Annotated in this window: 18 protein-coding genes and 1 tRNA gene; 10 read left to right on the top strand and 9 right to left on the bottom strand. The window is 62.0% G+C overall.

All coding sequences use genetic code 11. From position 1 onward, the window contains the following. Positions 1-5 precede the first annotated feature (5 nt). Together HU770_RS25200 and HU770_RS25205 are read left to right on the top strand one after the other, a co-directional pair. Positions 6-971 carry an L-carnitine dehydrogenase gene (locus tag HU770_RS25200; RefSeq protein ID WP_033703169.1) on the top strand — a complete coding sequence of 322 codons (966 nt, stop codon included), beginning with the start codon at positions 6-8 and terminating at the stop codon, positions 969-971. 10 nt (positions 972-981) lie between these two features. Further along, complete coding sequence (locus HU770_RS25205; RefSeq protein WP_156311255.1) at positions 982-1,446, top strand: thioesterase family protein; 465 nt, start codon at positions 982-984, stop codon at positions 1,444-1,446. A 67-nt stretch (positions 1,447-1,513) separates the two neighbouring features. Here HU770_RS25205 and HU770_RS25210 read toward each other — a convergent pair whose 3' ends face one another. Continuing rightward, the gene (locus HU770_RS25210; RefSeq protein ID WP_186666164.1) at positions 1,514-3,109 is read right to left on the bottom strand and encodes a reprolysin-like metallopeptidase; all 1,596 of its coding nucleotides are present in this window, start codon (positions 3,107-3,109) and stop codon (positions 1,514-1,516) included. A 348-nt stretch (positions 3,110-3,457) separates the two neighbouring features. Here HU770_RS25210 and HU770_RS25215 point away from each other — a divergent pair, with 348 nt between their 5' ends. Then, complete coding sequence (locus HU770_RS25215; RefSeq protein WP_033703173.1) at positions 3,458-3,715, top strand: hypothetical protein; 258 nt, start codon at positions 3,458-3,460, stop codon at positions 3,713-3,715. A 67-nt stretch (positions 3,716-3,782) separates the two neighbouring features. On the opposite strand, the gene HU770_RS25220 is transcribed toward HU770_RS25215, so the two are convergent. Beyond that, the gene (locus HU770_RS25220; protein WP_033703174.1) at positions 3,783-4,889 is read right to left on the bottom strand and encodes a GlxA family transcriptional regulator; all 1,107 of its coding nucleotides are present in this window, start codon (positions 4,887-4,889) and stop codon (positions 3,783-3,785) included. A gap of 393 nt (positions 4,890-5,282) precedes the next feature. Further along, the gene (locus tag HU770_RS25225) at positions 5,283-6,659 is read right to left on the bottom strand and encodes an L-serine ammonia-lyase (protein ID WP_186661418.1); all 1,377 of its coding nucleotides are present in this window, start codon (positions 6,657-6,659) and stop codon (positions 5,283-5,285) included. A 453-nt stretch (positions 6,660-7,112) separates the two neighbouring features. Here HU770_RS25225 and HU770_RS25230 point away from each other — a divergent pair, with 453 nt between their 5' ends. The 3 genes from HU770_RS25230 to choV all read left to right on the top strand — a co-directional run bounded on the left by HU770_RS25230 (position 7,113) and on the right by choV (position 10,165). After that, positions 7,113-8,060, top strand: a complete 948-nt coding sequence (locus HU770_RS25230; protein WP_186661415.1) for a choline ABC transporter substrate-binding protein — start codon at positions 7,113-7,115, stop codon at positions 8,058-8,060. An 81-nt stretch (positions 8,061-8,141) separates the two neighbouring features. Continuing rightward, positions 8,142-8,990, top strand: a complete 849-nt coding sequence (choW, locus tag HU770_RS25235) for a choline ABC transporter permease subunit (RefSeq protein WP_177326490.1) — start codon at positions 8,142-8,144, stop codon at positions 8,988-8,990. Next, entirely contained in the window at positions 8,987-10,165 is a 1,179-nt protein-coding gene (gene choV / locus HU770_RS25240) for a choline ABC transporter ATP-binding protein (protein WP_033703178.1), read from the top strand. The genes choW and choV overlap by 4 nt, the downstream gene beginning before the upstream one ends. Positions 10,166-10,290: 125 nt before the next feature. Here choV and hisF read toward each other — a convergent pair whose 3' ends face one another. The 6 genes from hisF to HU770_RS25270 all read right to left on the bottom strand — a co-directional run bounded on the left by hisF (position 10,291) and on the right by HU770_RS25270 (position 15,257). Continuing rightward, on the bottom strand, positions 10,291-11,061 hold the full coding sequence (gene hisF / locus HU770_RS25245; RefSeq protein ID WP_186661414.1) for an imidazole glycerol phosphate synthase subunit HisF: 771 nt from the start codon (positions 11,059-11,061) through the stop codon (positions 10,291-10,293). A 111-nt stretch (positions 11,062-11,172) separates the two neighbouring features. Beyond that, complete coding sequence (gene hisA / locus HU770_RS25250; protein ID WP_033703180.1) at positions 11,173-11,904, bottom strand: 1-(5-phosphoribosyl)-5-[(5-phosphoribosylamino)methylideneamino]imidazole-4-carboxamide isomerase; 732 nt, start codon at positions 11,902-11,904, stop codon at positions 11,173-11,175. 27 nt (positions 11,905-11,931) lie between these two features. Continuing rightward, positions 11,932-12,192, bottom strand: coding sequence for a DUF2164 domain-containing protein (locus tag HU770_RS25255; RefSeq protein WP_033703181.1), 261 nt, complete (start codon positions 12,190-12,192; stop codon positions 11,932-11,934). Beyond that, complete coding sequence (gene hisH / locus HU770_RS25260) at positions 12,193-12,831, bottom strand: imidazole glycerol phosphate synthase subunit HisH (protein WP_033703182.1); 639 nt, start codon at positions 12,829-12,831, stop codon at positions 12,193-12,195. Further along, positions 12,832-13,425, bottom strand: coding sequence for an imidazoleglycerol-phosphate dehydratase HisB (hisB, locus tag HU770_RS25265; protein ID WP_186666167.1), 594 nt, complete (start codon positions 13,423-13,425; stop codon positions 12,832-12,834). 170 nt (positions 13,426-13,595) lie between these two features. Further along, positions 13,596-15,257, bottom strand: coding sequence for an OFA family MFS transporter (locus HU770_RS25270; RefSeq protein ID WP_186666169.1), 1,662 nt, complete (start codon positions 15,255-15,257; stop codon positions 13,596-13,598). Positions 15,258-15,587: 330 nt separating this feature from the next. On the opposite strand from HU770_RS25270, the gene HU770_RS25275 reads away from it, so the two are divergent. The 4 genes from HU770_RS25275 (at position 15,588) to HU770_RS25290 (ending at position 19,336) form a co-directional block, all read left to right on the top strand. Beyond that, positions 15,588-17,837, top strand: coding sequence for an AsmA family protein (locus HU770_RS25275; RefSeq protein ID WP_186666178.1), 2,250 nt, complete (start codon positions 15,588-15,590; stop codon positions 17,835-17,837). Continuing rightward, positions 17,834-18,901, top strand: coding sequence for an A/G-specific adenine glycosylase (gene mutY, locus HU770_RS25280; RefSeq protein WP_033703185.1), 1,068 nt, complete (start codon positions 17,834-17,836; stop codon positions 18,899-18,901). Before HU770_RS25275 ends, mutY begins: the two co-directional genes overlap by 4 nt. Then, positions 18,898-19,170 carry an oxidative damage protection protein gene (locus HU770_RS25285; RefSeq protein ID WP_033703186.1) on the top strand — a complete coding sequence of 91 codons (273 nt, stop codon included), beginning with the start codon at positions 18,898-18,900 and terminating at the stop codon, positions 19,168-19,170. The genes mutY and HU770_RS25285 overlap by 4 nt, the downstream gene beginning before the upstream one ends. A 90-nt stretch (positions 19,171-19,260) precedes the next feature. Beyond that, positions 19,261-19,336 (top strand) — tRNA-Phe (locus tag HU770_RS25290). Positions 19,337-19,680: the final 344 nt, after the last annotated feature.

A 19,680-nucleotide genomic window follows, 5' to 3' on the forward strand; every position in this document is an offset into this window, starting at 1 on the left:
CCGATATGCCATTCATCACCAAGATCAACACCTTCGCCGCCCTGGGCAGTGGCGTGATCGGCAGCGGCTGGGTTGCCCGCGCCCTCGCCCACGGGCTCGATGTGGTCGCCTGGGACCCGGCACCGGGCGCCGAACAGGCCCTGCGCCAACGCATCGCCAACGCCTGGCCGGCGCTGGAAAAACAAGGCCTGGCACCGGGTGCATCGCAAGATCGATTGAAGTTCGTCAGCACCATCGAGGCGTGCGTGCGCGATGCCGATTTCATCCAGGAAAGCGCCCCAGAACGCCTGGACCTCAAGCTCGACCTGCACGCCAAGATCAGCGCGGCGGCCAAGCCGAACGCGATCATCGGCTCCAGTACTTCGGGGCTGCTACCCAGCGAATTCTATGAGTCCTCGACCCACCCCGAACGTTGCGTGGTCGGCCACCCGTTCAACCCGGTGTACCTGCTGCCATTGGTAGAAATCGTCGGTGGCCGCGACACCGCGCCAGAGGCGATCGAGGCGGCGAAAACCATCTACACCGCCCTGGGCATGCGCCCGCTGCATGTGCGCAAGGAAGTGCCCGGTTTTATCGCCGACCGCCTGCTCGAAGCGCTGTGGCGCGAGGCGCTGCACCTGGTCAACGACGGCGTGGCGACCACCGGCGAGATCGACGATGCCATCCGCTTTGGCGCCGGCCTGCGCTGGTCGTTCATGGGCACCTTCCTGACCTACACCCTGGCCGGTGGCGACGCCGGCATGCGTCACTTCATGGCCCAGTTCGGCCCCGCCCTGCAACTGCCGTGGACCTACCTGCCGGCACCGGAGCTGACCGACAAACTGATCGACGATGTAGTGGACGGTACCTCGGAGCAGTTAGGCGAGCGCAGCATCGCCGCGCTGGAGCGCTATCGTGATGACACCCTGCTGGCAGTGCTGGAGGCAGTGAAGACCAGCAAGGCCGCACATGGCATGGCCTTTGGCGATTGAGGAGCAAGCAATGCCCGCACTGATCACCTACCGCACCCCAGTCCAGGAGGACTGGGTCGATTACAACGGGCACCTGCGCGATGCCTATTACCTGTTGATCTTCAGCTATGCCACCGATGCGCTGATGGAGCACATCGGCCTGGACGCCGATGCGCGAGGCCAAAGTGGGCATTCATTGTTCACACTCGAAGCGCACATCAATTACCTGCATGAGGTAAAGCTCGGTACCGACGTATGGGTGCAGACGCAGATCATCGGCTTCGATAAAAAGCGCCTGCACCTGTACCACAGCTTGCACAGGGCGGGGTTTGACGAGGCGTTGGCGGCCAGCGAGCAGATGCTGTTGCATGTGGACCTGGCGGGGCCGAAAGCGGCCCCTTTTGGCGATAACAGCATTGCTTCACTACATACCCTGGTAGGGCAACAACACGATGCCCCCCCTGCTGATTTTGTCGGTAGAGCCATACACTTGTAAGGGCGCTATTACCGCGAAGGTCGCGGCGTGATTGAAGTGTGGCCTGCCGGACACGGCGCGTGTGGACTCACTTGGAAGCCCTGCCTTCCAGGAGTTCAATCCGCGTCACTTTGCGCTGCAGGTCATTAGGGTAGGGCACGATGTCCATCCCCTCCGGGACCTCCTGGCCATCCCTGGAGAGTGAACGAATATCGAAGTCACCTATATAATAGTGACTCACATAGGTATGCCAGGCGAACGCGTTACCGACCCGCAGGGTCTTTCCCGGCGTGAAGTTGCGCACGCTGAGCGAACGAACCTTGTAATTCCAAGCCAAGCCACAGGCGTTCGCAATTAACGTGGTACGGACCCCTGCAGGTAACGCGAACGCGCAACTGTCACCTTGCATATTAAAGTTATCAAATACGGTTACCTGAACGTCAACGACCGGCATCGGCGGATAGGTATTCTCGACCGCTTCTCTGCGCTCGTTGAAAACCCGTGCGACATCATGATGTTCGAACGTCCCCATCCTCACGCCGTCGTAATAAAGCCTGGGGTTGGAAAAATAGGGAATTGCGCCCCAGGTCGTCACCATGATCGTATGAAATTTCGGATTGTCATGAGCATAACCATGATTGTAGCCAGCGCCTGGGTTGCCCCCCCAACCATGCCCAGCCCCCAAATGGTGACCGAATTCATGAGCCAGTACCTGCGGGTGACCTACGATAGAGTAACCGCCGCCGGCGACTTCGCCACCTGTCCCGGCGTAAGACGTATATAAACTTACCAAATCGGCACGGAGGCGTTCGCGTGCGGTCACAACCTGTCGGTTCAATTCACGACCGGCGATCCTGAAGTCTGCAAACTGCTCTCCCCCCGTTTTAGTGCCTTCGGCGTAATCGGGGTCAATAAAGCCTGCAATTTCAAAGGTAATCGGAACCCGAGAATTGATCATCGCCTGATTTGCGTTCTGCATGCCCTGCGCCAATTGCGCTCTGTAGGTGGGCGTTACCCTGCGGCGCTCATTGGTGGTGAAAAAAAGCACACGAATTACGCTGTGCGCTGATTGCGCCGGCTTGCCCACGGACTCACCCAGAACCCGATTATCCAAGTTTGCAGTAGCATCGGTTTCAGGCGGCAATTTGGCCTCATCTACCTTGACCAAAACATGATGCCCAGCCCCCACAGACTCCAAACGATACAGCTGCCCGTCCACACGCAAGGTGCCGACCAGTTGATCACCCTGACGGACCAGAGATATCCAGGTGAAAGGGTCAAAATCGACACCCGAGCTGGAAGTGGCAGCCTGACTGCGTTGCGTTGACACATCACCTACCCAACCCGACATACCTGGGGCTGGCGGATCAGCACGCCTCAACGTGAACTCTATCGTCTTGTCGTTGCCCACCGGAACGCGCAACGTCCTGGTGTGGGCGGATATCAAGGAAGCATTGACCTTGATGGCTTGGACTTGCTGAGTAGACGGGTCGTTCAGCAACATGGCCAGAGAGGGATAGATGCCAGGTGCCTTCTGGAGCGTTTGCAGATCGTCTGAGGCCACTTCGAACAACAGAGGGGACTGGGTTTCGGGCGTCGTGATCGGAGCGGAAGAAGAAACGCAGCCTGCCAATAACGAAGTACTCAGCACCATTAACAAAGCTGCACAAAACCCTGTGTTCATGACGCCACCTCGATGCGTGAGAGTTGGCAACATTTAGGGGGTATTCGGCGGGCCCGACAACTAGCAAATTTGTCAGGTCGCTGGAAAAAAATAACCCCGGAAAGCCGTGAGCATCCGGGGCCAAGAGCGAGCAACATCCACTGTGAACGAGCGAGGGTGACCAAACCCTCCGTTGCGGTAGATGGCTTGAGTGTGCGCACTTCATGGCGGGGAGATTTAGCCGTAAACGACCTGTTCTTAGCCAAAGCAGTCATGCCGACATTCTGTGGTTGCGGCCCTGTCGCAGGGGACACAGAATCGGTCGTAAATCACAGCAGCACTCTCTTAGCGATAAAAGGGACAACAGCCATGATGCATGCGGATTTGATTGATCAGGACGACCTCGCCGGCCACTTGCGCGCGCGCGGTTTCGAGATTCCCGCCGGGGCCAGTGCCGAGCAGGCTTGCGAGGCGGTGGTGCGCGGTTTGACCGAGCCTAATGCACGGGCGCTGAAGGGCATGGTCGAGCAGATGTATACCGGGAGCGCGACGATCCTGCCGGCGGTGCGCCAGGCGATCGATAAACAGCTATTGCCAGCCTTGGCGAGCTTCAACAACCGGGGCTGAAACCTCACTTTGCAGGGTCTCTACCGGCCCCTTCGCGGCGATTCGACGCGAAGGGGCCGGTGTCGTATCAGAGCCTTACACTGGCAAACGTCGACTCGTTGCGCGCCTGGCTCAAAGCCGCCAACGGGCCGCTATGCGGTGCCAAGGTCAAGGCCTGCGGGATCGGCATCATCGCTACCTGCTGGGCCGTGTTGGAGCCCACGCGCTCATCACGCGGCGGGATGCCAAAGTACTCGCGGTAGCACTTGGAGAAGTGCGGCGTGGAGACAAAGCCGCACACCGAAGCCACTTCGATGATCGACATCGGCGTCTGCTTGAGCAACTGCCGTGCGCGGATCAGGCGCAGCTTCAGGTAGTAGCGCGACGGCGAGCAGTGCAGGTACTTCTGGAACAACCGCTCGAGCTGGCGCCGCGACACCGCCACATACACTGCCAATTCGTCGAGGTCGATCGGCTCTTCGAGGTTGGCCTCCATCAGCGCGACGATTTCCTGCAGCTTCGGCTGGTTGGTGCCGAGCATGTGCTTGAGCGGCACACGCTGGTGATCCTGCTCATTGCGAATGCGCTCGTAGACGAACATCTCGGAAATCGCCGCCGACAGCTCACGGCCGTGATCGCGGCTGATCAGGTGCAGCATCATGTCCAGCGGCGCGGTGCCGCCAGAGCTGGTGAAGCGGTTACGGTCGAGGGTGAACAAACGGGTGCTCATGTTCACCCGCGGGTAGGCCTCCTGCATGGCCGCCAGGCATTCCCAGTGCACGCTGCAATCGAAACCGTCGAGCAGCCCGGCGCAGGCCAGTGCCCAACTGCCGGTGCACACGGCGCCCAGGCGACGCGACTGACGGGCCTGCGCCTGTAGCCAGGTGACGTGTTCACGGGTGACGGTGCGCTGAATGCCGACGCCACCGCAGACGATCACCGTGTCGATTGGCGGTGCGCTGTGCATGGCCGCATCGGGGGTGATCTGCAGGCCATCGCTGGCCCAGACCTGGCCGCCATCGACGGTCAGGGTGTGCCAGCGATAAAGCTCGCGGCCAGAAAGCTGGTTGGCCATGCGCAGCGGCTCGACGGCCGATGCCAGGGAAATGAGGGTGAAGTTGTCCAGTAGAAGAAACCCGATGGACTGGGGGGCTGTGCGGTTCTGGGTTGGGGTCCCGGAGGTGTACGACGTCATCGCGATTTCTCCTCACACAAATGCAGGGTGTGCCTCAGGCGGGCACTGATTTCTTGTTATGGCCCCTGTTTCGTGTTGCAGGGGCTTGTAACCAAACACAACGCAAACGCCGTGCCGGAACTTGAACGGCTATCCGAAAAAACCTGAAAACGACGCCTTCATCAGGCAAATCAGGCCCTTCGATCACGCCGGTCAAACTTCCAGAACCGGCGTGCTAGGCGTGCTACGTGTAACTGCTGAGCACTTTGGTGACAGATGCCCCGGGGGTTGCCCAGAAACGACACTCTTAAGTGTCACCGACAATGCCCACACTCATCGCGACATCTGACGGCCGGTCATACACAAACGCCCCATAACGGGGCGTCGTGCTGCCATCAGAGCGAGATTAGCGCATCAGCATTCGATCGCGCTGACGGCCAGGCCACCACGCGAAGTCTCTTTGTACTTGTCGTGCATGTCGGCGCCCGTATCGCGCATGGTGCGGATCACCTGGTCGAGCGAAATGAAGTGTTCGCCGTCGCCGCGCAGGGCCATCTGCACCGCGTTGATTGCCTTCACCGCAGCAATCGCGTTGCGCTCGATGCACGGCACCTGCACCAGGCCACCGACCGGGTCGCAGGTCAGCCCAAGGTTGTGTTCCAGGGCGATTTCGGCGGCGTTTTCCAGTTGTGCCGGCGTGGCCCCCAACACTTGGGCAAGGCCTGCAGCAGCCATGGCGCACGCTGAACCGACCTCGCCCTGGCAGCCGACTTCGGCACCGGAAATCGAAGCGTTCTTCTTGCACAGGATGCCCACGGCTGCGGCCCCGAGGAAGAAGTCGGTCACACTCGACTCATCCACCGCATCACTGAAGCGCATGTAGTAGTGCAACACTGCCGGGATGATGCCGGCCGCCCCGTTGGTGGGCGCGGTGACCATGCGCCCGCCGGCGGCGTTCTCTTCGTTGACCGCCAGGGCGAACAGGTTGACCCACTCCATGGCGCTCAGCGTCGAGCCGATCACATTAGGTTTGCCGACCTCCTGCAAACTGCGGTGCAGCTTGGCGGCGCGGCGGCGTACGTTGAGGCCGCCGGGCAGCGTGCCTTCGTACTTCAAGCCGTTGCTGACGCAGTCCTGCATGGCTTGCCAGAGCGTGCGCAGGCCGGCGTGGATCTCTGCCTCGGTGCGCCAGACCTTCTCGTTGGCCATCATCAATTGCGACACGCTGAGGTCGTTTTGCTTGCACAGCCGCAGCAGCTCGGCGGCGCTGTTGAAATCGTAAGGCAACACCGTCTGGTCGGCGTCCAGCACGCCACTGGCGGCCTGGGCGGCATCCACCACGAAACCGCCCCCTACCGAGTAGTAGGTGTCACGGTGCAGCTCGCCCTGCGCGCCCTCGGCGACCAGGGTCATGGCATTGGGGTGGTACGGCAGGTTCTCGTCCAGCAGCAGCATGTCGCGGGCCCAGACGAACTCGATGGGCAGCCGGCCGTCCAGCAGCAGGGTGTTGGTTTCGCGCAGGTCGGCAATGCGTGGGACGATCTGGGTCGGGTCGATAGCGTCAGGCCAGTCGCCCATCAGGCCCATGATGGTGGCGTTGTCGGTACCGTGGCCGATGCCGGTGGCCGAGAGTGAACCGTAGAGCCGCACCTCGATGCGCTTGACCTGTTCCAGTTCGCCGCGCTCACGCAGCCCCTGGACAAACAGAGCGCCTGCACGCATGGGGCCGACGGTGTGGGAGCTGGAAGGCCCGACACCGATCTTGAACAGGTCGAACACGCTGATGGCCATTGTCGAATCACCTCTTGCTGGGCTTGTCTCTGCGCGCCATGCGCAGGGCGGGGCAACTGCTAGGCTGAAGCTGCGAGCCGCCATGAATGCACGCATCATCGGGCTTTTGCCTACCCCCTCGCCGTCTGCAACCGACGTACTTTTGTCCAGCTGCGCCGCGCTGTTTTTACCTGAGGTGCTGCCACCATTACGCCGCTTTCCAGTGGCCGGGTGACGCAAAAACGCGGCCGAGGGGGTGGAAAAATCCATATGCGACATCGCCTGTACTGGATACGACCCGTTGCGTACTGGATACGACCCCACCAGTAGGCGATTGCCCGGCGCTGGAGGATTATCGAAAGCGACTCGTAAAGCACGGCCACGCAACCTGCCCTCTGCAGGCCTGGTCGACCGGACCTTCAGAAAGCCCGGCGACCCATGCGAACCCGAAGACAAAATCTCAGGAGTCCATCCATGAAAGGTTCACCCTCGCTGTTGCTGGTTGCGTTGTTGTCCGCACCGATACTGGCCCAGGCCGCCGAGCCTGAGCAGTGCCAGACGGTACGTTTTTCCGATGTCGGCTGGACCGACATCACCGTGACGACAGCCACCACAAGCGTTGTGCTCGAAGCCCTGGGTTACAAGACCCACACCACCATGATCTCGGTACCGGTGACCTACAAGTCGCTGGCCACCGGCAAGGACCTGGACGTGTTCCTCGGCAACTGGATGCCGACCATGGAGAACGACATCAAGCAGTACCGCGACGCCGGCACCGTCGAGACCGTGCGCGCCAACCTGGAAAACGCCAAGTACACCCTGGCCGTGCCCCAGGCGCTGTATGACAAGGGCCTGAAGGATTTTGCCGACATCCCCAAGTTCAAGCAGGAACTGGACGGCAAGATCTACGGCATCGAACCGGGCAACGACGGCAACCGCACCATCCAGAGCATGATCGACAAGAACGCCTTCGGCCTGAAGGACGCCGGTTTCAAGATCGTGCAATCCAGCGAAGCAGGCATGCTGTCGCAGGTTGACCGGGCGCAGAAACGTGGCGAGCCGTTGGTGTTCCTGGGCTGGGAACCGCACCCGATGAACACCCGCTTCAAGATGCAGTACCTGACCGGCGGGGACGACTACTTTGGCCCCGATTTCGGCAAGGCAACCGTATTGACCAACACCCGCAAGGGCTATGTGCAGGAATGCAGCAACGTTGGCCAACTGCTCAAGAACCTGTCGTTCGAGCTCAAGGATGAAAGCACCATGATGGGCTATGTCCTGGACGACAAGATGAAACCCGAAGCAGCCGCCAAGAAGTGGCTCAAAGACAACCCCGGCAAGCTGGATACCTGGCTGGCCGGCGTGACCACCGTTGATGGCAAACCCGGCCTTGAGGCGGCCAAGGCCAAGCTCGCGCAATAACGAACCACGCAATAGCGCTACCTCGGGGCGGGACCGTGCCCGCCCCGGACTGATTTCAATCTTTGCAGGTGGAAGCTCGCTATCATGCTTATCGATCAGAAAATACCCCTGGGCCAGTACATCGCGTCGTTCGTCGAATGGCTGACCCAGAATGGCGCCGATTACTTCGACGCCATCGCGCAAGGCCTGGAGTTCATGATTCATGGCGTCACCAGCGCCCTGACCTGGTTCAACCCATTCGTCCTCATCGCCCTATTCGCCGCCCTGGCGCACCTCATCCAGCGCAAGTGGGCGCTGACCGCATTCGTCGCCCTGTCGTTCCTGCTGATCCTCAACCTGGGCTACTGGCAGGAGACCATGGAAACCCTGGCGCAGGTGACATTTGCCACGGTGGTCTGCGTGGCCTTCGGTGTGCCGCTGGGCATCCTCGCCGCGCATAAACCGATGTTCTATACCGCCATGCGCCCGGTGCTCGACCTGATGCAGACGGTGCCCACCTTCGTTTACCTGATCCCGACCCTGACCCTGTTCGGCCTGGGCGTGGTCCCAGGGCTGATCTCGACGGTGGTGTTCGCCATTGCCGCGCCGATTCGCCTCACCTACCTGGGCATCTGCGATGTGCCACAAGAGCTGCTCGACGCCGGCAAGGCCTTTGGCTGCTCGCGTCGCCAGCTGCTGACCCGCATCGAACTGCCGCACGCGATGCCGAGCATCGCCGCCGGTGTGACCCAGTGCATCATGCTGTCGCTGTCGATGGTGGTGATCGCGGCCCTGGTGGGCGCCGATGGCCTGGGCAAACCTGTGGTCAACGCACTGAACACCGCCGATATCTCCCTGGGCTTCGAAGCGGGCCTGGCGATCGTGCTGCTGGCGATCATGCTCGACCGTATCTGCAAGCAACCGGAAGTCACGGTAAGGGGTGAAGCATGAGCATCATTCGTTTCGAAGACGTCGACGTCATCTTCTCCAACAAACCGCGCGAGGCGCTTTCGCTGCTCGACCAGGGCAAGACCCGTGAGCAGATCCTCAAGCAGACCGGCCTGGTGGTGGGTGTCGAAAAAGCCAACCTGGACATCGAGAAAGGCGAGATCTGCGTGCTCATGGGTTTGTCCGGTTCGGGCAAGTCGAGCCTGCTGCGCTGCATCAACGGCCTGAACACCGTCAGCCGCGGCAAGCTGTTCGTCGAGCATGAAGGCAAGCACATCGACATTGCCCACTGCACCCCGGCAGAGCTGAAGATGATGCGTACCAAGCGCATCGCCATGGTGTTCCAGAAGTTCGCCCTGATGCCCTGGCTGACCGTGCGCGAGAACATCAGCTTTGGCCTGGAGATGCAGGGCCGCCCAGAGAAGGAGCGGCGCAAGCTGGTTGACGAGAAGCTCGAACTGGTGGGCCTGACCCAGTGGCGCAACAAGAAGCCCGATGAGCTGTCGGGTGGCATGCAGCAGCGTGTGGGCCTGGCCCGGGCGCTGGCGATGGATGCCGACATCCTGCTGATGGACGAACCGTTCTCGGCGCTCGACCCGCTGATCCGCCAGGGCCTGCAGGACGAACTGCTGGAGCTGCAACGCAAGCTGAACAAGACCATCGTGTTCGTCAGCCACGACCTGGACGAAGCGCTGAAACTGGGCAGCCGTATCGCGATCATGAAGGACGGCCGGATCATCCAGTACAGCAAGCCCGAGGAGATCGTACTCAACCCCGCGGACGACTATGTGCGCACCTTCGTTGCCCACACCAACCCGCTCAACGTGCTGTGCGGGCGCAGCCTGATGCGCAGCCTGGACAACTGCAAACGGGTCAATGGGTCGGTGTGCCTGGACCCGGGTATCGACTCATGGCTGGACATTGGCGAAGGCGGCTTGCTCAAACGTGCACGCCAAGGCCAGAACGGCCTGGATATGCAGAATTGGGCGCCAGGGCAGAATGTAGAACTGCTGGAGCGCAGGCCTACGGTGGTGCACGCCGATATCGGCATGCGTGAGGCGCTGCAGATTCGTTATCAGACGGGCAACAAGCTGGTGCTGCAGGATAACGACAAGGTGGTGGGGATTCTTGGGGATACCGAGCTTTATCACGCGTTGTTGGGCAAGAACCACGGGTGATGCTGTTGGGGCCGCTGTGCGGCCCTTTCGCGACGCAAGGCCGCGCCTACAGACTGCGCTGCTCATGAACCTGTGGGAGCGGGCTTGCACAGCGAATGGGCTGCAAAGCAGCCCCAATCAATGGATCAGCGAACGACGATCCCGCGCGAAGCCATGTAGGCCTTGGCCTCCGGCACCGTGTACTCGCCAAAGTGGAAGATACTGGCCGCCAGCACCGCACTGGCATGCCCTTCCACAATCCCGTCAGCCAGGTGCTGCAGGTTACCCACCCCACCCGAAGCAATCACCGGAATCCCCAGCGCATCGCTGATGGCCCGGGTAACCCCCAGGTCAAAGCCGTTCTTCATGCCGTCCTGGTCCATGCTGGTCAGCAGGATCTCGCCGGCACCCAGGCCTTCCATCTTCTTCGCCCACGCCACGGCATCCAACCCGGTCGGCTTGCGCCCGCCGTGGGTGAAGATTTCCCAGCGCGGTGCTTCACCGGGTGCGGACACCTTCTTGGCATCGATGGCGACCACGATGCACTGCGAACCGAAACGGTCTGCCGCCTCGCCCACGAACTCCGGGTTGAACACTGCGGCGGTGTTGATCGAGACCTTGTCGGCACCGGCGTTGAGCAGGTTACGGATGTCCTGCACAGTGCGCACGCCACCGCCCACGGTCAGCGGGATGAACACCTGGCTGGCCATGCGCTCGACGGTATGCAGCGTGGTATCGCGGCCATCGACGCTGGCGGTGATGTCGAGGAAGGTGATTTCGTCGGCACCCTGCTCGTTGTAGCGACGGGCGATTTCCACCGGGTCGCCGGCATCACGGATGTTCTCGAACTTGACGCCCTTGACCACACGGCCGTTGTCCACGTCCAGGCAAGGGATGATGCGTTTAGCTAAAGCCATGACTTCTCCTGGAACGGCAGCTTCGAGCTTCGAGCTTCGAGCTGCAAGAGAACAGCCTATCGCGGTCTGGCCTTTCTCTTGCGGCTTAGAGCTTACAGCTTGCCGCTGCGCTTAATAGTTGTCGCAGAAGGCCTGGGCCTCGGCGACATCGAGGGTGCCTTCGTAGATGGCACGGCCGGTGATGGCGCCGATGATGCCTGGGGCCTTGGCGTCCAGCAGGGCCTTGATATCGCCCAAGTTGTGGATGCCGCCGGACGCGATCACCGGAATGCGCGTGGCTTCGGCCAGGGCTTTGGTGAAGGGCACGTTGCAGCCCTGCATCATGCCGTCCTTGGCGATGTCGGTATAGACGATCGCCGACACACCATCGGCCTCGAAGCGCTTGGCCAGGTCGATGACCTGAACAGTGCTGACTTCAGCCCAGCCGTCGGTGGCAACGAAGCCGTCCTTGGCGTCCAGGCCAACGATGACCTTGCCCGGGAACGCCTTGCAGGCCTCGGCAACGAACGCTGGCTGCTTGACCGCCTTGGTGCCGATGATGACGTAGCTGACACCCGCCTTGACGTAGTGCTCGATGGTTTCCAGCGAGCGGATGCCGCCGCCGATCTGGATCGGCAGGGTCGGGTAACGTTTGGCGATGGCGGTCACCACTTCGCCGTTGACCGGCTGGCCTTCGAAGGCGCCGTTGAGGTCGACCAGGTGCAGGCGGCGGCAGCCACCCTCGACCCACTTGGCGGCCATGCTCACCGGGTCGTCGGAAAATACCGTGGAGTCTTCCATGCGGCCCTGGCGCAGGCGCACGCAAGCACCGTCCTTCAGATCGATAGCGGGGATAATCAGCATCTTGGGAACCTGTCTATTTGTTGGGTTTCAGGGCTTCTCGAGTGCCCACAGGTCGCTCTCGATGCTCTCGAACCGCTCCTTGAGGTGCAGCTGAACATCGGCAATCGCCCTGTTGTAGTAATGGGGTGCAATCTCTTTGCTGAACAGGTCGAGGACCTCGGCCACTTCGAACGAGCCCAGCTGCAACTCGAAACGGTCTTCGAGAAAGCGCTTGAGGGTGTCGAGCGCCTCGCGCTCCTGCTCGGCGGCCAGGGTGATGACCGGGGCCTTGGTCTTCGCTCTGCTCATTTACCAGCGCCCGTCCCAGGCGACGAAGTTCTGCAGCAACTGCAGGCCATGGGTATGGCTCTTCTCCGGGTGGAACTGCACGGCAAAGCGCGAACCGTCGGCCAGCGCGGCGGCGAAGTCGACGCCATAGTGGCCGCGACCGACCACCTGGGCCGGCTTGCCAGCATCGATGTAGTAGCTGTGCACGAAGTAGAAGCGCGCGCGGTCAGGGATGTCGTGCCACAACGGGTGATGGATGGTCTGGCTGACTTCGTTCCAGCCCATGTGCGGCACCTTCAGGTGCTCGCCATCTTCTTGCAGGCCCTTGCCGAAGAAACGCACCTGGCCGGGGAACAGGCCGATGCAGTCGACGCCGTTGTTTTCTTCGCTGTGTTCGAGCAGCGCTTGCATGCCGACACAGATGCCCAGGAACGGGCGGTCCTGGCTGACCTCGCGCACCAGGCTGTCAAAGCCCAGGCGGCGGATTTCGGCCATGCAGTCGCGTATCGCACCCACGCCAGGGAACACCACACGGTCGGCCTCGCGGATCACCGCAGCGTCGCTGGTAACCAGGACTTTGCCAGCACCGACGTGCTCGAGTGCCTTGGCCACCGAGTGCAGGTTGCCCATGCCATAGTCGATTACGGCTACCGTCTGCATTTACAGGCATCCCTTGGTGGAAGGCATCTGCCCGGCCATGCGCTCGTCCAGCTCCACGGCCATGCGCAGGGCGCGACCGAAGGCCTTGAACACGGTCTCGATCTGGTGGTGGGTGTTGTGGCCACGCAGGTTGTCGATGTGCAGGCTCACCAAGGCGTGGTTGACGAAGCCCTGGAAGAACTCCTGGAACAGGTCGACATCGAAGCCGCCGACGCTGGCGCGGGTGAACGGCACATGCATCTGCAGGCCTGGGCGGCCGGAAAAATCGATGACCACGCGCGACAGCGCTTCATCCAGCGGGACATAGGCGTGGCCGTAGCGGCGGATGCCTTTCTTGTCACCGATGGCCTGGGCGAATGCCTGGCCCAGGGTGATACCGACGTCTTCGACGGTATGGTGATCGTCGATGTGCAGGTCACCCTTGCACTCGATGTCCAGATCGATCAGCCCATGCCGGGCGATCTGGTCGAGCATGTGTTCAAGGAAAGGCACACCGATATCAAATCGGGCCTTGCCGCTGCCATCTAGGTTGATCGAGGCCTTTACCTGGGTTTCCAGGGTATTGCGCTCGACGGAAGCCTTACGTTCGACCATCACCAGCTCCGCAAAATCATAGGGCGAAAAGGGGTCCATTATAGGCCCAGAACGCGCCAGCTTGAAACGCGGATGACATATGGCAGGGCAAGCAATTGCGGGGGCTGGATGCTGTTACAGGTCTATACAAGCAGGGATCCCGGGGCTGCTTTGCAGCCCCAGGCCCACCCTCAATGGAACAGCACAGCCGTCTTCTGCAGGGTAATCCACACGCCCCACGCCAACGGCACTAACACCGCCGCCCAAGCCAGCAGTACCCACGGCAAGCTCCCAGGCGCCGCATGCCACTCCAGCGACCGCGCACCATCAGCGCCCTTGTCATGGCTCAACGCACGTTCGGCAGCCAGTTGCGCGTCGCTCATGAAGTACTTGTCTGCCACCGGCCTAATCAGCATGTTGCAGATGAACCCCAGCACCAGCAGCCCAGAGAGGATGTAAAGGGTCATGTCGTAAGCCGCCGCCCGTTCCACGCCCGCCGCCAGCTGAGACTCACGCAGGTAGGTGATCAGCACCGGCCCAAGCACACCCGCCGCCGCCCAGGCGGTCAGCAGGCGCCCATGAATCGCACCGACCATCTGTGTGCCGAACAGGTCGGCCAGGTACGCCGGCACCGTGGCAAAGCCACCGCCGTACATCGACAGGATGATGCAGAACGCCGCCACGAACAGCGCCACGTTGCCCAGGTGGCCCATGTTCGGCACCAGGCTGTAGAGGCCAACGCCCAGGGCGAAGAAGGCGAAGTAGGTGTTTTTGCGCCCAATGTAGTCAGAGAACGACGCCCAGAAGAAGCGCCCGCCGATGTTGAACAGGCTCAGCAAGCCGGTGAAGCCCGCGGCGATCGCTGCAATCTGCGCCAGCTGCGCGGCATTCAACTCACTGAAACGCAGTTCGTTGCCCAACAACTTGCCGGCGAACACTTCCTGCAACAGCGGCGACGCCATGCCGAGAATACCGATGCCCGCCGAGACGTTCAGGCACAGCACCAACCACACCAGTGCGAACTGCGGGGTTTTCCAGGCAACGCTGACGTGCACATGGCGGTCGGTGACCATGCCATTGCCGGCCTTTTTCGCCGGCGCCGTCCAGCCCTCGGGCTTCCAGCCGGTCGGTGGCACGCGGTAACCCAGCGCGCCCGCCGACATGAACACGAAGTAGATCGCCGCCATGACCACGAAGCTCTGCCATACGCCAACATCCTGCGTGCTGCCGAAGTGGCCCATCAGCGCGGTCGCCAGCGGTGCACCTACCATCGCGCCGCCGCCGAAGCCCATGATCGCCATACCGGTGGCCATGCCGCGTTTGTCCGGGAACCACTTGATCAGGGTCGAGACCGGCGAGATGTAACCCAGGCCCAGGCCGATACCGCCAATCACGCCTGAGCCCAGCCACATCAGCCACAACTGATGGGTCTCCACGCCAATCGCCGAAATCAGCATGCCGCCGCACCAGCACACAGCCGATACCAGCCCGGCCTTGCGCGGCCCGGCGTGTTCCAGCCAGCCACCCAGCACCGCCGCCGAGCAACCGAGGAACACGAAGAACAGCGTGTAGATCCAGCTCAGCATCGAAATCGGCCAGTCACACTCGGCACTGAACAGGCGGGCGATGAAGCCCATGTCGGCCGAGCAGGCGACCGGGGCGGTGATGCCGATGGCTTGCGACAGCGGCAACCAGAACACCGAAAAGCCGTAGGCCATGCCGATACACAAGTGGATAGCCAGGGCCGCCGGTGGCACCAGCCAGCGGTTGAAGCCCGGGCGGGCGATGATGCGCTCCTTAGACAGGAAGCTCGGCGCGCCGGCCAAGGTGCCCGCCGTGACGGTACTGCTCATGGGTTTGATCCTTTGTTATTGGGCCTGGACTGGGCAAGCGAACCGCGACAATGGGTCGCGGGCACACAAAAAACGGCGCAAGGTTACCAGCATCAGGTGGCATGAAAGCAATCTGATATCGTGGATTTTTCAGCAGCTGAAACGGTACGAACGGGCTCGCCCAATCCTGTGGGAGCGGGCTGCCTCCGCGAAGAGGCCGGCTGACGAAAGCCGCACAATCTGAGCCATTCGTAGGTAAATGCCCTGTATCTCTTGTCGGATACGCAGATATAAGCACTGCGGCGCTATACTCTGCCGCTGAATTTCAAACTGGACTACAAGGACTCGCCCATGAAAGCGTTCGGCAAAATCCTGGGACTGGGGCTTCTCGGGTTGCTGCTGATCATCGTGGCGCTGGGCTTCGCCCTGACCCACCTCTTCGATCCCAACGACTATAAAGACGAGATTCGCCAGCTGGCGCGCGACAAAGCTCATGTCGAGCTGACCCTCAACGGTGATATCGGCTGGAGCCTGTTCCCGTGGCTGGGCCTGGAGCTGCACGAAGCAAGCATCGCTACCTTGAACAAGCCCAAGGAGCCGTTTGCCGACCTGCAGATGCTCGGTTTGTCGGTGCGTGTGCTGCCGCTGCTGCGCCGCGAGGTGCAGATGAGCGATGTGCGCGTCGAAGGCCTGAACCTGACCCTGGCCCGTGACGAACACGGCCACGGCAACTGGGAAGACATCGGCAAGCCATTGCCGGCTCAGCACGACGCGCCGGCCACCACACCGGCCCAGCCGTCGACCGAGCAGGCACCGGCACAAGCCGAAAGCGGCAGCGAGCGTGCGGTCAAACTCGACATCGACAGCCTGACCGTGAACAACGCCCGCGTGCAGTACACCGATGCCAAGAGTGGGCAAAGCTACAGCGCCGAAAGCATCCAGCTGAGCACCGGCCCGGTCCACGAAGGGGCGAACATTGCGCTCAAGGCCAGTGCATTCCTGAGTGCCAGCCAGCCGAACATCAAGGCACGCACCGAGCTTGCCGGCGAGCTGCGTTTCGATCGCAAGCTCAAGCGCTACAACTTCGAAGACATGCGCTTGTCGGGCGAAACCTCGGGCGAACCGCTGGCCGGCAAGACCATGACCTTCGCCGCCCAGGGCCAGTTGCTGGTCGACCTGGCGGCCAATGTGGCCTCGTGGAACGGTCTGAAAATTTCGGCCAACCAGCTGCGTGCGCTGGGCGAGCTGAACCTGCGCGAGCTGGACAAGGCACCGCAACTGAGCGGCGGCCTGTCCATCGCCCAGTTCGACCTGCGCAGCTTCCTCGACGGCGTCGGCCACCCGCTGCCCGCCACCAACGACCCGGCTGCCTTCACCAAGCTGGAACTGGTCACCCGCCTGCAGGGCACACCAAACAGCCTGGCCCTGGCCGACCTGGCGGTGAAGCTGGACGACAGCACCTTCACCGGCCGCGTAGCCGTCGAAGACTTCGCCAAGCAAGCCCTGCGCCTGCAACTCAAGGCCGATACCTTCGACGCCGACCGCTACCTGCCGGCCAAGAGCGAAGAAGCCAAGGGCGCTACCGCCGCCCGCCAGGCCGAGGTCAAGCAACAGGAAGCGAGCGCCGTGGCCGGTGCCGGCAGCTCACCGCTGCCCAACGCCCCGACCCAGGTCGCCTGGAGTGACGACAAGCTGCTGCCGGTAGACCGCCTGCGCGCCCTCGACCTGCAGGCCGACCTGGCATTCGGCGCGCTGACCCTGGACAAACTGCCCATTCAGGACGCCCAGCTCAAGGCCACCGGCCAAGGCGGCCTGGTGACCCTGCAGACCCTGCGCGGCGAGCTGTACAACGGCACCTTCGAGGCCAAGGGCACTGTCGATGTACGCCCCGCCGTGCCGCAACTTGGCGTCAGTACCAAGATCGACCGGGTACCGGTGGAGCACTTCATCAAGACCGAGGGCAAGGAGCAGACGCCACCGGTCAAGGGCCTGCTGACCCTGACCAGCGACCTGACCGCCACCGGCAACAGCCAGAAGGCACTGGTCGATACCCTCAATGGCAACGCCAACTTCACCATCAACGACGGCGTGCTGGTCAATGCCAACCTGGAACAGCAACTGTGCCAGGCCATCGCCACGCTCAACCGCAAAGCGCTCAGCGGCGAGCCGCGCGGCAAGGACACGCCCTTCCAGGAACTGCGCGGCAGCCTGGTGGTGCGCAATGGCGTAGCCAGCAACCCAGACCTCAAGGCACGCATCCCGGGCCTGACCGTCAACGGCCACGGCGACGTCGACCTGCGCGTACTGGGCATGGACTACAACGTTGGCGTGATCGTCGAGGGCGACCAGCGTGCCATGCCGGACCCGGCCTGCCAGGTCAACCAGCGCTATGTCGGTGTTGAAGTGCCGCTGCGCTGCCGCGGCCCACTGGAGCTTGGCGCCAAGGCCTGCCGCCTGGACCAGGACGGCCTGGGCAAGGTCGCCGCGAAACTGGCCGGCAACCGCCTGAAAGACAAGATCGATGAAAAACTCGAAGAGAAACTCGGAGACAAAGTGAGCCCGGAAGTAAAAGACGCGCTCAAGGGGCTGTTCAAGCGATGAGCCCCGAGCAGTTCTCCAGCGCCGTGCTGGACTGGTATGACGAGCACGGCCGACACGACCTGCCCTGGCAACAGGGCATCACCCCATACCGGGTGTGGGTGTCGGAAATCATGCTGCAGCAGACCCAGGTCAGCACCGTGCTCAACTACTTCGACCGCTTCATGCAGGCCCTGCCCACTGTGCAGGCGCTGGCCGAGGCGCCGGAGGACGAGGTGCTGCACCTATGGACGGGCCTGGGCTATTACACCCGCGCCCGCAACCTGCAAAAGGCCGCGAAGATCGTCGTCGAGCAGCATGGCGGCGAGTTTCCGCGCAGCGTCGAGCAACTGACCGAACTGCCGGGCATCGGCCGCTCCACCGCCGGTGCCATCGCCAGCATCAGCATGGGCATCCGCGCGCCGATCCTGGACGGCAACGTCAAGCGCGTGTTGGCCCGCTACACCGCCCAGGCCGGCTACCCTGGCGAGCCCAAGGTGGCCAACCAGCTGTGGGCCAGCGCCGAACGCTTCACCCCGCTGACACGCGCCAACCACTACACCCAGGCGATGATGGACATGGGCGCCACGCTGTGTACCCGCAGCAAGCCCAGTTGCCTGATCTGCCCGCTGCAGCGTGGCTGCGAAGCGCACCTGCACGGCGAAGAAACCCGCTACCCAGAGCCCAAGCCACGCAAGGCGCTGCCGCAACGCCGGACGCTGATGCCACTGCTGGCCAACCACGAAGGCGCGATCCTGCTTTACCGTCGCCCTTCCAGCGGCCTGTGGGGCGGTTTGTGGAGCCTGCCGGAGCTTGAGAACATCGAGCAGCTCGACGACCTCGCCTACCAGCACGGCCTGCGCCTGGCTGGCAGCCAAGCCCTGGATGGCCTGACCCACACCTTCAGCCATTTCCAGCTGGCGATCGAACCTTGGCTGGTACGGGTCGACCCGGTCGGCCAGCACGTGGCCGAGCCCGACTGGCTCTGGTATAACCTCGCCACCCCGCCGCGCCTGGGCCTCGCCGCCCCGGTCAAGAAATTGCTCAAACGCGCGGCCGACGAACTGATTGCAGGAGACGCCCGATGACCCGCACCGTGATGTGCCGCAAGTACAAAGAAGAACTCCCAGGCCTGGAGCGCCCGCCCTACCCCGGCGCCAAGGGCCAGGACATCTTCGATCACATCTCGCAGAAGGCCTGGGCCGACTGGCAGAAGCACCAGACCATGCTGATCAACGAAAAGCGTCTGAACATGATGAATGGCGAGGACCGCAAGTTCCTCCAGGCCGAAATGGACAAGTTTTTCGCCGGCGAAGATTATGCCCAGGCGGAAGGCTACGTTCCGCCGGCCGAATGACCCCAGAAAACGTAAGCGACGGAATTAATTTAAAATTTTTTCAAAAAGTCGTTGACGGACGGTCTGGAAATCTATTTAATTCACCTCGTCGCCCAGATAGCTCAGTCGGTAGAGCAGAGGATTGAAAATCCTCGTGTCGGCGGTTCGACTCCGTCTCTGGGCACCACCTTAAGCTTCTGGTGGTTGCAAAGTTACCCGAAGCGACAACAAGAAACCCGCCAAGTGCGGGTTTTTTGTTGTCTGCGATTTTTGTGTCAGGATCGGCTCGCGAGCCTCGAAAGTTTGGGATGCCGGGTTTGTCATGGCATCTGTAGCGCTCGATCTCACAGGCGCAGAAAATTCTAGGGGAACGTGCATATCACAACCCGCCACCACCGCCACGTTGACCAACATCAAAAAGCCACCCATCGCTCACCCTTAAAATGCCAGGTGGACATTCGACTACCCGCAAGGACTTCCATGAGCGAAGAATCCACCCTCCTGCTCCCCGCCCCCCGCGAACCCACCCCC

Origin of the sequence: Pseudomonas sp. SWRI68 (genome assembly GCF_014269165.1) — a bacterium.
GTDB classification, from domain to species: Bacteria; Pseudomonadota; Gammaproteobacteria; order Pseudomonadales; family Pseudomonadaceae; genus Aquipseudomonas; species Aquipseudomonas capeferrum.

What these genes read in the sequence shown, in the direction of transcription:
- HU770_RS25200 (WP_033703169.1), top strand. Translation starts at nt 6, where the DNA reads ATGCCATTCATCACCAAGATCAACACCTTCGCCGCCCTGGGCAGTGGC.
- HU770_RS25205 (WP_156311255.1), top strand. Translation starts at nt 982, where the DNA reads ATGCCCGCACTGATCACCTACCGCACCCCAGTCCAGGAGGACTGGGTC.
- HU770_RS25210 (WP_186666164.1), bottom strand. Translation starts at nt 3,109, where the DNA reads ATGAACACAGGGTTTTGTGCAGCTTTGTTAATGGTGCTGAGTACTTCG.
- HU770_RS25215 (WP_033703173.1), top strand. Translation starts at nt 3,458, where the DNA reads ATGATGCATGCGGATTTGATTGATCAGGACGACCTCGCCGGCCACTTG.
- HU770_RS25220 (WP_033703174.1), bottom strand. Translation starts at nt 4,889, where the DNA reads ATGACGTCGTACACCTCCGGGACCCCAACCCAGAACCGCACAGCCCCC.
- HU770_RS25225 (WP_186661418.1), bottom strand. Translation starts at nt 6,659, where the DNA reads ATGGCCATCAGCGTGTTCGACCTGTTCAAGATCGGTGTCGGGCCTTCC.
- HU770_RS25230 (WP_186661415.1), top strand. Translation starts at nt 7,113, where the DNA reads ATGAAAGGTTCACCCTCGCTGTTGCTGGTTGCGTTGTTGTCCGCACCG.
- choV (WP_033703178.1), top strand. Translation starts at nt 8,987, where the DNA reads ATGAGCATCATTCGTTTCGAAGACGTCGACGTCATCTTCTCCAACAAA.
- hisF (WP_186661414.1), bottom strand. Translation starts at nt 11,061, where the DNA reads ATGGCTTTAGCTAAACGCATCATCCCTTGCCTGGACGTGGACAACGGC.
- hisA (WP_033703180.1), bottom strand. Translation starts at nt 11,904, where the DNA reads ATGCTGATTATCCCCGCTATCGATCTGAAGGACGGTGCTTGCGTGCGC.
- HU770_RS25255 (WP_033703181.1), bottom strand. Translation starts at nt 12,192, where the DNA reads ATGAGCAGAGCGAAGACCAAGGCCCCGGTCATCACCCTGGCCGCCGAG.
- hisH (WP_033703182.1), bottom strand. Translation starts at nt 12,831, where the DNA reads ATGCAGACGGTAGCCGTAATCGACTATGGCATGGGCAACCTGCACTCG.
- hisB (WP_186666167.1), bottom strand. Translation starts at nt 13,425, where the DNA reads ATGGTCGAACGTAAGGCTTCCGTCGAGCGCAATACCCTGGAAACCCAG.
- HU770_RS25270 (WP_186666169.1), bottom strand. Translation starts at nt 15,257, where the DNA reads ATGAGCAGTACCGTCACGGCGGGCACCTTGGCCGGCGCGCCGAGCTTC.
- HU770_RS25275 (WP_186666178.1), top strand. Translation starts at nt 15,588, where the DNA reads ATGAAAGCGTTCGGCAAAATCCTGGGACTGGGGCTTCTCGGGTTGCTG.
- mutY (WP_033703185.1), top strand. Translation starts at nt 17,834, where the DNA reads ATGAGCCCCGAGCAGTTCTCCAGCGCCGTGCTGGACTGGTATGACGAG.
- HU770_RS25285 (WP_033703186.1), top strand. Translation starts at nt 18,898, where the DNA reads ATGACCCGCACCGTGATGTGCCGCAAGTACAAAGAAGAACTCCCAGGC.